Origin of the sequence: Enterobacter sp. 120016 (assembly GCF_018383635.1) — a bacterium.
In the GTDB taxonomy this organism is placed as follows: Bacteria; Pseudomonadota; Gammaproteobacteria; order Enterobacterales; family Enterobacteriaceae; genus Enterobacter; species Enterobacter asburiae_D.
Genome location: NZ_JAHAWC010000020.1, coordinates 57,390 through 69,181, shown reverse-complemented (window position 1 = coordinate 69,181; position 11,792 = coordinate 57,390). Strand labels below are relative to the sequence as shown.

The following is an 11,792-nucleotide window of genomic DNA, read 5'->3' as shown; positions in this document are numbered from 1 at the left end:
GAACTGCCGGTACTCCTGAGTGATAAGTTCATTGTTTTTAAAAAGAGAAAGCTCGGTCTCAATACCAGCGACATAGCCGGCAAGCAGGATTTCCGCGCCCATATATGTCATCCGTGAGTGAGAGGAGAAAGGTCAGCCAGTAGAGTCTTTTTAAGTAACTCGCTTTGGTCTTGTTTGCTGAGGGAGAGCGAATGAACATGGCCGTAAAGCAGCGCTATTTTATGAGTAATCTGTTGGGGCGAATATTGCGCGTAAAGAGCCGGGTTTGTTTCCTTTAGCCACTGGACGACATTGGCGACCGCAGCCGGAGAGTGTTGATTGTTCAGTAAATCAATAAGCCCCTGAGGAATTTTCCACCATGGAGAATGGCGAACAGGGATATCTGAGTTGACCTCGGTATCCACTGTCGTTCCGTTGATCCAATAGCTGCTAAAGACAGGCAAAACTTTCTGCCATTCCTTAAGCGACCATGAAATATGCGTAAGCAGAAAGCGGCCGTCCCAGTAGCGAAAAAAAACGTTGTTACCATCAGGTAAAATTATTTGTGTAAGGGCGCGCAAATGATCGGTAATGGTTTTTTCATTTAAATGAGAGATGGCTAACCATCCCCAGAGTGAGGAATCTGTTTTTTCTACCCACTGCAGGAAAGGGCTGTAGCGCCCGACCTTAATCAGCAGAGGCTGAACGGCATGCCATTGCTCATATGCGGTGCCCCTGTAAAGTCCAGCTGGCGTTGCAGAGCCATCGAGTTCGTACCAGGCTTTAAGACCCGGAGCACCATTGGTCCTGGTGACAATCGCCCAGAGAGAAGATCCCGGCACCCATGATGAATTTAACCACTGTTGAATACACATTGAATTGTCATCCATTTCTTATCCCTTCATCTATGTTGCTAAACTCTTTCGTTTAAAGTTCCTTTTTACTGAAGGTTTTCTTTAAATTTCTAATGGGAATGCTTAATAATGGGAGGGTTGCCCAGCCCCATGATGTCAGGAATATAGTCATGTAGTCTCTGGAAAGTAATAAAACCCCATAATTTACTTGATATCTCTTGAAGTACATTCCAGATAAATAGTGTGATATCATCCCTGTAAAAAGGCCAATCCCAAAGGTCAATGGAAGTAAAATTATTGCTTTTTTTGTGATTAGATTGGTTTTTAAGAATAAAAAAATAAACAGGAAGATAAATGTGTTAAATATGGTGGCATAGGAAAAGCAATATTGTGAAGATTTTGTGAAAAGATATATAAATTCCATGTTTAGTATCAATATCATTTGCGCTATGAAAATTAATATTAAATTAATGTACATAATCTTGCCCCATTGCTATAAAGCTGTTTCACTAAAAATTGCACCAGAACCTCTTCGTCCTTCCAAATAACTCCCACCGGGATCAAATAAATACGCCTTTATCTGATCTTTTTCTGATATTGAAACATGTAGATCTGAATGATCTCCAAAAGTCACTGCTCCAAAAAGTTGAGAGTTATAAGCAGTGATTAGCGTAATAATTGAGTCTTTTTCATCGCTTTTTTTGACTAGATTGAGCGTGCTGAGCAACCTCATCATGAGGTGAACTTTTACTAATATCGCAAAGACCATCCTTGCACTTTTCGCACTCTTCACAGTACGGTGCCTCAGCCTGGAATGTTTCCAGTTGGGCAGGAGACAGTGCTGGAGATTGCGGGATCTGCAGCGTTACCCCAGGACGCAATAACCGCAGCGCAGAGCCATTGCCAGCAACTCCACCATTGATTCGTACCGGCCCTGTCATACATATACCGGAAGGATTGATGGTCAGGAACATGCCGCCTGCTTTCAGTGTGAGCTCCATACCGGCTTCAATCACCACCTTGCTTCCCGCTTTATAGTGGATCTCTTGTCCTGCCTCACTGATAAGTGACTTCGCGACTTTCTGGTTCAGACTACGCCCCATTTCCTGGGACACTTCACCTTCCACCTTGCTACGCCATTCCCCTGATATGCTCTCGTGACGATCGCGTGTCAGTTCGGTGATCTGGTCTCGTTCAATTTTGATGTGCTGATCGCGTACGATATGCCACTGTGCGTCGTTCTCTACGCGGCCCATCAGGTCTTTTTGAGCTCTCAGGAAAAGCTGCTCCTGACCAGTGTTATCTTCAAATGAAATCTCGTTATAGCCGTCCCCCTTATGGGTTTTACTGCGAATCACCATTTTCGTTTTGTTAGTCGGCAGTTCGTAGGGAGGACGGTTAATACCGTTATAGGTGAAACCCGTGATGATAGGACGATCAATATCTCCGTTGAGGTAAGAGACAATCACCTCCTGGCCAACGCGGGGAATTGCCATCATACCGAATCCGCTTCCGTTCCAGCCCTGCGCTACGCGGATCCAACAAGAGGCATTTTCATCGGCTGGATTATAGCGGTCCCAGTGAAAGTGAACCCGGACGCAGCCGTCCTCATTAACGTAAATCTCTTCGCCTTCTGGACCGACAACCGTCGCCACTTCGTCACCATCCGCCAACGGTTTGTAACGATAAGGCGGACGCCATTGGGTGTTACCTGGGATAAACGTGAAATCGCAAATGAGTGTGGTGCCGCCGCCGCTTCCCTCTTCCTCTGCAGCCTCTGGCATTTTTCCCTGCATCTGTGTTGTAATTACTTGCCAATCGCCATTCATGGCGTCTGCTGGGTGATCTTCAAGTGTAAAAATGGCTCCGGGCATTAACAGAGCGCAGTTGGTGCGACCACAGCCTGTACGCATTCCGGTCTCAAAACGATCCATTCGATACTGAACCGTAGAGCGGCCTTCGCCATCCTCCTGAAAGCGACCATAGCTTTCAAAAGCTGAGTACATTGTGCCGCTACCGGTCTTATCTGCGGATGCGCAACTGGCGCGCATAGGATTCGCTGGGTTGTGGTAGTTTCTGTCTTTATGGATAGTTTCCAGCGGCTGCATTGCGGCGCCTGCCCGCCACCGGGAAACAATGTTGTCACGTAGTGACGATGCCGGATGTGGGTTATAGGCCAGTGTTGTAACATTATGCATTGCCAGACGGCAGTCGCTATAGCAGAGGCCTTCCTGATCGAACCAGTAGGTAATTCCTTCCTGGGAAGCCAGTCGGTTGAAAAATTCCCATGAAGATTCACGTTTTTGGGTAACGTATTCATGAACCGGATGACTTTCTTTCATCATCAGATTGCGACCCTGAACGCAGAAAGGCTGAATTAACTCATCAAGCAATTGCGGGACCGACTTTTTATGAAAAATACGGCTGTCCTGGTTTAGGCTCAGGACCCAAAGCGCTGGTCTCACGGTGAGGTAATAATAAGTTCGGTGGAAACCCGTATCCCCTTGTTCGAAAGCGCTAACAACACCATTAATTATTCTCTGATCGACGCCATCGACCGTAATGGTAAACGAAACAGGCTGGAGTAAATACTCGTGAACGTTGAAGTCGTTACGTGTGCTGGCTAATGTGACTGAAAGGGTAAAGAGTTCGGAGAGCCCTTCTGTCATTGAAAAATCGGTAACTGCCAGGGTGTCATCTGAAAGGTTGCCAACCTGACAAGTGAAATAAAGGCCTGTGGATTTAAACATAATAAATCCTTGTTTATAATTCACTGCATGAATAAATATATGGTGAGGAATTTATTATATACCTACTTGCGCAATTAATTAATAGCGTGTTTGTGGACTTTTTTATTTAATATTTGGTGGGTGTATTAATTAACTTAATAAGGCTAATTCGATGAATGAATTTTCAAAAACCACGCGTATAAGTTAAATACGCGTGGTTTCCAATTATTTACCGATACAGAAGCTCGAGAAGATCCTTCCCAGCAGATCGTCCGACGTAAACTCCCCGGTGATCTCGCTTAGATTCTGCTGCGCCAGACGCAGCTCTTCCGCCAGCAGCTCGCCCGCCCACGCGCCGATCAGCTGCGCTTTACCCTGAACAAGGTGGTTCGCCGCCTCTTCCAGCGCCTGCAGGTGACGACGACGCGCCAGGAAGCCGCCTTCCATGCTGGTATCAAAGCCCATGCTCTGCTTGAGATGGTTACGCAGGTCGTCAACGCCTTCACCGGTACGCGCCGACAGGCGAATCAGTGAGTGACCGTTCACATCGCTGATGCCCAGCGTTTCGCCGGTGACGTCCGCTTTGTTACGCACTACGGTGATTGGCAGCTTAGCCGGAAGGCGGGCGATAAAGTCCGGCCAGATCTCAGCCGGGTCCACGGCGTCGGTCGTGGTGCCGTCCACCATAAACAGCACGCGGTCGGCCTGCTCAATCTCCTGCCAGGCGCGTTCGATACCGATGCGTTCAACTTCGTCGCTGGCATCGCGCAGGCCCGCTGTGTCGATAATATGCAGCGGCATTCCGTCGATGTGGATATGCTCGCGCAGCACGTCGCGGGTGGTGCCGGCAATGTCGGTGACGATCGCCGCTTCACGGCCCGCCAGGGCGTTCAGCAGGCTCGATTTCCCGGCGTTAGGGCGTCCGGCAATCACCACCTTCATCCCTTCACGTAGCAGGCTGCCCTGGCGCGCTTCGGCGCGAACGGCGTCGAGATCGTTCATCACCTGGTTGAGCTGCGCTTCGATTTTACCGTCAGAGAGGAAGTCAATCTCCTCGTCCGGGAAGTCGATAGCCGCTTCCACGTAGATCCGCAGGTGAGTAAGTGCTTCCACAAGATGATTCACGCGCGCGGAGAATGCACCCTGCAGCGAGTTAAGCGCGGAGCGTGCCGCCTGTTCGGAACTGGCGTCGATCAGGTCTGCAATCGCTTCTGCCTGCGCCAGGTCGAGCTTGTCGTTGAGGAAAGCACGCTCGGAGAACTCGCCCGGCTTCGCAATGCGCAGGCCAGGCAGGGTCAGAATACGTTTTAACAGCAGGTCGAGGATAACCGGGCCGCCGTGGCCCTGCAGCTCCAGCACGTCTTCGCCGGTAAAGGAGTTCGGGCCGGGGAACCACAGGGCAATGCCCTGGTCCAGCGGCGTGCCGTCGGTGTCCTTAAACGGCAGGTAATCAGCGTAGCGCGGCTTTGGCAGTTTACCCAGCACCGCTTCGGCCACCTCGCGCGCCTTCAGGCCGGAGATGCGCAGAATGCCTACACCACCGCGTCCCGGTGGGGTTGCCTGGGCGACGATAGTGTCGTTATGGCTCATGGTTGGTCTCGTTCAATACAAATAAAAAAGGCGGTCAATCGACCGCCCTTATTTTAGCGTTAACTTACCGAATCAGGACTTTTTCTTTTCGCGGCTATGCAGGCCACGTTTTTCCAGACCACGGTAAATCAGCTGCTGCTGGATGATAGTCACCAGGTTGCTGACGATATAGTACAGCACCAGACCTGACGGGAACCACAGGAAGAACACGGTGAAGATGACCGGCATAAAGGTCATGATCTTCTGCTGCATCGGGTCGGTCACGGTGGTCGGCGACATCTTCTGGATGAAGAACATCGTCACGCCCATCAGGATCGGCAGGATGTAGTACGGGTCCTGTGCGGACAGGTCATGGATCCACAGGGCGAACGGCGCGTGGCGCAGCTCAACGGAACCCATCAGCATGTAGTACAGTGCAAGGAAGATTGGCATCTGAATCAGCAGCGGGAAGCAGCCACCCAGTGGGTTTACTTTCTCTGCTTTATACAGGGCCATCATTTCCTGGCTCTGACGCTGTTTGTCATCGCCCAGACGCTCACGCATCGCCGCAATCTTCGGCTGCAGCATACGCATCTTCGCCATGGAGGTGTACTGCGCTTTAGTCAGCGGGTACATGATGCCACGAACGATGAAGGTGATAACGATGATGGAGAAGCCCCAGTTACCCAGGAAGCTGTGGATGAACTTCAGCAGCTTAAACAGCGGCTGAGAGATGAACCACAACCAACCGTAGTCGACGGTCAGATCCAGGTGCGGCGCAACAGCGGCCATTTTGTCCTGAATTTCCGGGCCGACCCACAGGGTGCTTGCCATCTTACCGGTTTGACCCGGCTGAACCAGAACCGGCTGAGATTTGTAGCCGATGGCTGCAAGACCGTTACCCAGGTTCGCGGTATAGAAGTTGTTGGTACCGTCGTTATTTGGTACCCACGCAGTAGCGAAATACTGCTGCAGCATTGCCACCCAACCGCCTTTAGCGCTGACGTTCAGGTTTTCGTTATCGGCAATGGTGTCGAATTTGTATTTCTCATACTTCGCGTCTGGCGTGGAGTACGCCGCGCCACGGAAGGTATGCAGCGCAAAGTTGCTGCTTCCGGTGTCACGGTGAGACGGCAGATTGATGGACTGCTTCAGCTGGCCAAAGGTCGACAGTTCCAGTGGTTTCTCACTGGCGTTCTGTACGCTGTAGCCCACGTTCACCGCATATTCACCGCGTTTCAGGGTGAAGGTTTTGGTGAAGGTGTTGCCTGCGGCGTCGGTATACGTCATCGGGATTGCGAGTTCGTTCTGACCATCAGCCAGCACAAAGGTGTCGCTCTCGACGGTATACAGTGGACGCGCACCGTTAGCCGGGTTATCCGGGCCATCACGACCGGTCAGGCCGCTCTGCGCCTGGTAGATAAACTCAGGCGTGGTTTCCAGTAACTGGAACGGTTCGTTAGACTTCAGCTCTTTCGGGTAGGTCAACAGCAGCGCCTGCTCAACATCACCACCACGGGTGTTGATTGTCAGCTCAAGCACATCGGTCTTAACCGTAATCTGTTTCCCCTGGCCACTGGCCGGTACGCCCTGGTCGGCGGCGCTACCCGCTGCGGTGGTCGTAGTCTGCGTGGTCTGCTGCTGGGGTTGAGGATTTTTATCCTGCTCCCATGCCTGCCAGATCATGAAAGACACGAACAACAAAGCGATGATAAGAAGATTGCGTTGCGAATCCATCGTTAGTGTTCTCTGGTATCAAAGGGTCCTGGGGGGACGGGGTCGTCTCCACCGGGGTGTAAAGGGTGGCATTTTAATACGCGTTTCACCGTCAACCAACTGCCTTTTATCACTCCAAACCTGCGCAATGCCTCAATTCCGTAGCTTGAGCATGTTGGTGTGAAACGGCAGTGCGGCCCGAGTAGCGGACTAATCAGGCGTTGATAGACCCGAATGAGGGCTATCAGGACCCGTGAGCCAGGCGACAGTGGCGGCGCCATAATTTTTCCAACGCTTCCGAGAGAGCACGGTTATCGAGGTCGGCAACCCCTTTCTTCGCCACCACCACGAAATCCATTGAAGGCAGTTCGTGCTGACGTAAACGGAAGCTTTCACGCGTCAGACGTTTAATCCGATTGCGTTCATGCGCACGCTTAACATTTTTCTTGGCGACTGTGAGACCGATGCGGGGATGCCCCAGCGAATTTTGGCGGCCGAGGATGGTGATTTGCGGCGTGCCAGCCCGTAGTGGCTGCTGGAAGACGAAAGTGAAATGAGCGGGAGTTAACAAACGTAACTCCCTGGGAAATGCTAGCTTAACCACGCAGGGGTTAGCTTTATTACTTGGAAACGGTCAGACGAGAGCGGCCTTTAGCACGACGACGTGCCAGAACCTGACGACCATTTTTAGTAGCCATACGAGCACGGAAGCCGTGAGAACGGTTGCGCTTCAGTACAGACGGTTGAAAAGTGCGTTTCATGGCGATTTCTACCTAAACTTGAATAAATTCACTGACTTTTGCGTATACCCGAACGAGTTTCGAACGACTAACGCCTCAGCGTGGGTGATTAAAGAGGCCGGATTGTAATAATTGTACACTCCGGAGTCAATTCTCTTTCCTTATTTCCCGCGTATTTCCGCACGTTTTCGCGTGGAAAATGAGCAACGGACGACGCAGGAAGATGAGCATCACGCGCCGGGTCGAGGATTATACGGGCTCAACGATAAAGCGCAAGGATCGTCCCGGATCTTCGTTAGATCATTTAAGCAATAAATTGTCTGTGCTCATTAATTTTTCCAATATGCGGACTAAATCGCGGGGCACTCGCGCCAGGATCGTTTACACTTACCCGGTTTCGGATCTTCCTGTGGATAAATCGGGAAGAATCTGTGAGAAACAGAAGATCTCTGGCTCAGTTTAGGCTATGATCCGCGGTCCCGATCGGGATCCAGCGATCCTGGCCGGGTACAACCGCAGATAGCGGTTCGCACATCACCCTTTTACACAGGGTCATGTCGATGTGCGCCAACAATCATGAATATTCAATAGTTTTCTTTTATTGTTCGAGTGGAGTCCGCCGTGTCACTTTCGCTTTGGCAGCAGTGTCTTGCCCGATTGCAGGATGAGTTACCAGCCACAGAATTCAGTATGTGGATCCGCCCGTTGCAGGCGGAACTGAGCGATAACACGCTGGCTTTGTATGCGCCAAACCGTTTTGTGCTCGATTGGGTAAGGGACAAGTACCTTAATAATATCAATGGACTGCTGAACGATTTCTGCGGGTCAGATGCCCCGCAGCTGCGCTTTGAAGTGGGCACAAAGCCGGTCACCCAAACCGTTCGTGAAACCGTGAACGTAGCAGCGCCTGCTCAGGCCGCTCCTGCTCCGGCCCCTCGCGTCGCACCTGCTCGTCAGGGCTGGGATAACGTCCCTGCGCCCGCTGAGCCAACCTACCGCTCTAACGTTAACGTGAAACACACGTTCGATAACTTCGTTGAAGGTAAGTCGAACCAGCTGGCGCGCGCGGCGGCTCGTCAGGTTGCTGATAATCCCGGTGGGGCCTACAACCCGCTGTTCCTTTATGGCGGTACGGGCCTGGGTAAAACGCACCTGCTGCATGCGGTGGGCAACGGCATTATGGCGCGCAAGCCCAATGCCAAAGTGGTGTATATGCACTCCGAGCGCTTCGTTCAGGACATGGTAAAAGCCCTGCAAAACAATGCGATCGAAGAGTTTAAACGCTACTATCGTTCCGTTGACGCGCTGCTCATCGATGACATCCAGTTCTTTGCCAATAAAGAACGATCGCAGGAAGAGTTTTTCCACACCTTCAATGCCCTGCTGGAAGGCAATCAGCAGATCATTTTGACCTCGGATCGTTATCCAAAAGAGATCAATGGCGTTGAAGATCGTCTGAAATCCCGCTTCGGCTGGGGCCTGACCGTGGCGATCGAGCCACCGGAGCTGGAAACCCGCGTCGCGATCCTGATGAAGAAAGCCGATGAAAACGACATTCGCCTGCCGGGCGAAGTGGCGTTCTTCATTGCCAAGCGTCTGCGCTCCAACGTGCGTGAGCTGGAAGGGGCACTGAACCGCGTTATCGCCAATGCCAACTTCACCGGTCGTGCGATCACCATCGATTTTGTGCGTGAAGCGCTGCGCGATTTGCTGGCATTGCAGGAAAAACTGGTCACTATCGACAATATTCAAAAGACGGTGGCTGAGTACTACAAGATCAAAGTGGCAGATTTACTGTCTAAACGTCGTTCCCGCTCGGTGGCGCGTCCGCGTCAGATGGCGATGGCGCTGGCAAAGGAGTTAACCAACCACAGTCTGCCGGAAATCGGGGATGCGTTTGGTGGCCGTGACCATACGACCGTGCTGCACGCTTGTCGCAAGATTGAGCAGTTACGCGAAGAAAGCCACGACATAAAAGAAGATTTTTCCAATCTAATCAGAACATTATCATCGTGACGCTATGAAATTTACCGTTGAACGTGAACATTTATTAAAACCGCTGCAACAGGTGAGTGGCCCATTAGGTGGCCGCCCAACGCTGCCTATTCTCGGAAACCTGCTGCTTCAGGTCGCGGACGGTACGCTGTCGCTGACCGGTACAGATCTGGAAATGGAAATGATCGCGCGCGTTACGCTGACGCAGCCGCACGACGCGGGCGCGACCACGGTTCCGGCACGTAAATTCTTTGACATCTGCCGCGGGCTGCCGGAAGGCGCTGAAATCGCCGTGCAGCTGGAAGGCGACCGTATGCTGGTGCGCTCTGGCCGCAGCCGTTTCTCGCTCTCCACGCTGCCTGCTGCGGACTTCCCGAACCTGGACGACTGGCAGAGTGAAGTTGAATTTACTCTGCCGCAGGCGACGATGAAGCGTCTGATTGAAGCCACGCAGTTCTCCATGGCGCATCAGGACGTTCGTTACTACTTAAACGGCATGCTGTTCGAAACCGAAGGTGAAGAGCTGCGTACCGTGGCGACCGACGGCCACCGTCTGGCGGTCTGTTCTATGCCGATTGGCGATTCACTGCCAAACCATTCGGTGATCGTGCCGCGTAAAGGGGTGATTGAGCTGATGCGTATGCTCGACGGTGGCGACACGCCGCTGCGCGTGCAGATTGGCAGCAACAACATCCGCGCACATGTGGGCGATTTTGTCTTCACGTCTAAGCTGGTTGACGGTCGTTTCCCGGATTATCGCCGCGTATTGCCGAAGAATCCGGACAAAACGCTGGAAGCAGGCTGCGACAGCCTCAAGCAGGCCTTTGCCCGTGCCGCGATCCTCTCTAACGAGAAATTCCGCGGCGTGCGCCTGTACGTGAGTGAAAACCAGATCAAAATCACCGCTAACAACCCGGAGCAGGAAGAGGCAGAAGAAATTCTGGACGTCACCTACGCCGGAACCGAGATGGAAATCGGCTTTAACGTCAGCTACGTGCTGGATGTGCTGAATGCACTGAAATGCGAGAACGTGCGCATTCTGCTGACCGACTCCGTTTCAAGCGTACAGATTGAAGATGCGGCCAGCCAAAGCGCGGCTTATGTTGTCATGCCAATGAGACTGTAATGTCGCTCACCCGTCTGTTGATCCGCGACTTTCGCAATATCGAAAGCGCGGATCTCGCTTTATCCCCTGGCTTTAACTTCCTGGTTGGCGCAAACGGCAGCGGCAAAACCAGCGTGCTGGAAGCCATCTATACGCTCGGCCACGGTCGGGCGTTTCGCAGTTTGCAGATTGGTCGCGTCATTCGCCACGAGCAGGAGTCCTTTGTTCTGCACGGGCGTTTGCAGGGGGCGGAGCGCGAAACCGCCATCGGCCTGACCAAAGACAAGCAGGGCGACAGCAAGGTGCGCATCGACGGCACCGACGGCCACAAGGTGGCGGAGCTGGCGCTGCTGATGCCAATGCAGCTGATTACGCCGGAGGGGTTTACTTTACTCAACGGCGGCCCCAAATACAGAAGGGCGTTCCTCGACTGGGGATGTTTTCACAACGAAGCCGGTTTCTTTAACGCCTGGAGCAACCTGAAGCGCCTGCTCAAGCAGCGTAACGCCGCGTTGCGCCAGGTAACTCGTTACGCCCAGCTGCGACCGTGGGACATGGAATTAATCCCTCTCGCGGAACAAATCAGCCGCTGGCGTGCCGAATACAGCGCAGGTATCGCCGAAGACATGGCCGACACCTGCAAACAGTTTTTACCCGAATTCTCTCTCACCTTCTCTTTCCAGCGCGGCTGGGAGAAAGAGACGGATTATGCCGAGGTGTTAGAGAGAAACTTCGAGCGCGACCGCATGTTGACCTATACCGCGCACGGCCCGCACAAGGCGGATTTCCGCATTCGTGCCGATGGTGCGCCGGTGGAAGACACGCTGTCGCGCGGGCAGCTCAAGCTCCTGATGTGTGCGCTGCGCCTGGCACAGGGAGAGTTTCTCACCCGCGAGAGCGGAAGACGCTGCCTGTACCTGATAGATGATTTTGCCTCGGAACTCGACGACGCGCGGCGCGGGCTGCTTGCCAGCCGCTTAAAAGCCACGCAGTCGCAGGTTTTCGTCAGCGCCATTAGCGCTGAACACGTTATAGACATGTCGGACGAAAATTCGAAGATGTTTACCGTGGAAAAGGGTAAAATAACGGATTAACCCAAGTTGAA

Annotated in this window: 10 protein-coding genes; 3 read left to right on the top strand and 7 right to left on the bottom strand. The window is 52.5% G+C overall.

Annotated elements, in window-relative coordinates; translation table 11 throughout:
- Positions 1–107 precede the first annotated feature (107 nt).
- The 7 genes from KIF87_RS20720 to rpmH form a co-directional block, all read right to left on the bottom strand.
- Positions 108–869, bottom strand: a complete 762-nt coding sequence (locus KIF87_RS20720; RefSeq protein WP_213330466.1) for a DUF4123 domain-containing protein — start codon at positions 867–869, stop codon at positions 108–110.
- Between the two features lie 653 nt (positions 870–1,522).
- Entirely contained in the window at positions 1,523–3,583 is a 2,061-nt protein-coding gene (locus tag KIF87_RS20715; protein WP_213330465.1) for a type VI secretion system Vgr family protein, read from the bottom strand.
- A gap of 204 nt (positions 3,584–3,787) precedes the next feature.
- Positions 3,788–5,152: a tRNA uridine-5-carboxymethylaminomethyl(34) synthesis GTPase MnmE gene (gene mnmE / locus KIF87_RS20710; protein ID WP_023333930.1), complete on the bottom strand. Its 1,365-nt coding sequence runs from the start codon at positions 5,150–5,152 to the stop codon at positions 3,788–3,790.
- 72 nt (positions 5,153–5,224) lie between these two features.
- Entirely contained in the window at positions 5,225–6,868 is a 1,644-nt protein-coding gene (gene yidC, locus KIF87_RS20705; protein WP_213330464.1) for a membrane protein insertase YidC, read from the bottom strand.
- 2 nt (positions 6,869–6,870) lie between these two features.
- Positions 6,871–7,128 (bottom strand): membrane protein insertion efficiency factor YidD, encoded by a 258-nt coding sequence (yidD, locus tag KIF87_RS20700; protein WP_001307474.1) that lies wholly within the window; start codon positions 7,126–7,128, stop codon positions 6,871–6,873.
- The gene (gene rnpA / locus KIF87_RS20695) at positions 7,092–7,451 is read right to left on the bottom strand and encodes a ribonuclease P protein component (RefSeq protein WP_032640303.1); all 360 of its coding nucleotides are present in this window, start codon (positions 7,449–7,451) and stop codon (positions 7,092–7,094) included. Before rnpA ends, yidD begins: the two co-directional genes overlap by 37 nt.
- A gap of 16 nt (positions 7,452–7,467) precedes the next feature.
- A complete protein-coding gene (gene rpmH, locus KIF87_RS20690) occupies positions 7,468–7,608 on the bottom strand; it encodes a 50S ribosomal protein L34 (RefSeq protein WP_003849659.1) in 141 nt (46 codons plus the stop codon).
- 600 nt (positions 7,609–8,208) lie between these two features.
- On the opposite strand from rpmH, the gene dnaA reads away from it, so the two are divergent.
- The 3 genes from dnaA to recF are packed head-to-tail and all read left to right on the top strand — an operon-like array spanning position 8,209 to position 11,781.
- On the top strand, positions 8,209–9,603 hold the full coding sequence (gene dnaA, locus KIF87_RS20685; RefSeq protein ID WP_010426558.1) for a chromosomal replication initiator protein DnaA: 1,395 nt from the start codon (positions 8,209–8,211) through the stop codon (positions 9,601–9,603).
- A gap of 4 nt (positions 9,604–9,607) precedes the next feature.
- Positions 9,608–10,708: a DNA polymerase III subunit beta gene (gene dnaN, locus KIF87_RS20680; protein WP_010426557.1), complete on the top strand. Its 1,101-nt coding sequence runs from the start codon at positions 9,608–9,610 to the stop codon at positions 10,706–10,708.
- Positions 10,708–11,781: a DNA replication/repair protein RecF gene (recF, locus tag KIF87_RS20675; RefSeq protein WP_032648574.1), complete on the top strand. Its 1,074-nt coding sequence runs from the start codon at positions 10,708–10,710 to the stop codon at positions 11,779–11,781. Before dnaN ends, recF begins: the two co-directional genes overlap by 1 nt.
- Positions 11,782–11,792 lie beyond the last annotated feature (11 nt).

Excerpts from the sequence above, each read along its gene's own strand:
- KIF87_RS20720 (WP_213330466.1), bottom strand. The coding sequence starts at position 869 with ATGGATGACAATTCAATGTGTATTCAACAGTGGTTAAATTCATCATGG.
- yidD (WP_001307474.1), bottom strand. The coding sequence starts at position 7,128 with ATGGCGCCGCCACTGTCGCCTGGCTCACGGGTCCTGATAGCCCTCATT.
- yidC (WP_213330464.1), bottom strand. The coding sequence starts at position 6,868 with ATGGATTCGCAACGCAATCTTCTTATCATCGCTTTGTTGTTCGTGTCT.
- KIF87_RS20715 (WP_213330465.1), bottom strand. The coding sequence starts at position 3,583 with ATGTTTAAATCCACAGGCCTTTATTTCACTTGTCAGGTTGGCAACCTT.
- dnaN (WP_010426557.1), top strand. The coding sequence starts at position 9,608 with ATGAAATTTACCGTTGAACGTGAACATTTATTAAAACCGCTGCAACAG.
- rpmH (WP_003849659.1), bottom strand. The coding sequence starts at position 7,608 with ATGAAACGCACTTTTCAACCGTCTGTACTGAAGCGCAACCGTTCTCAC.
- recF (WP_032648574.1), top strand. The coding sequence starts at position 10,708 with ATGTCGCTCACCCGTCTGTTGATCCGCGACTTTCGCAATATCGAAAGC.
- mnmE (WP_023333930.1), bottom strand. The coding sequence starts at position 5,152 with ATGAGCCATAACGACACTATCGTCGCCCAGGCAACCCCACCGGGACGC.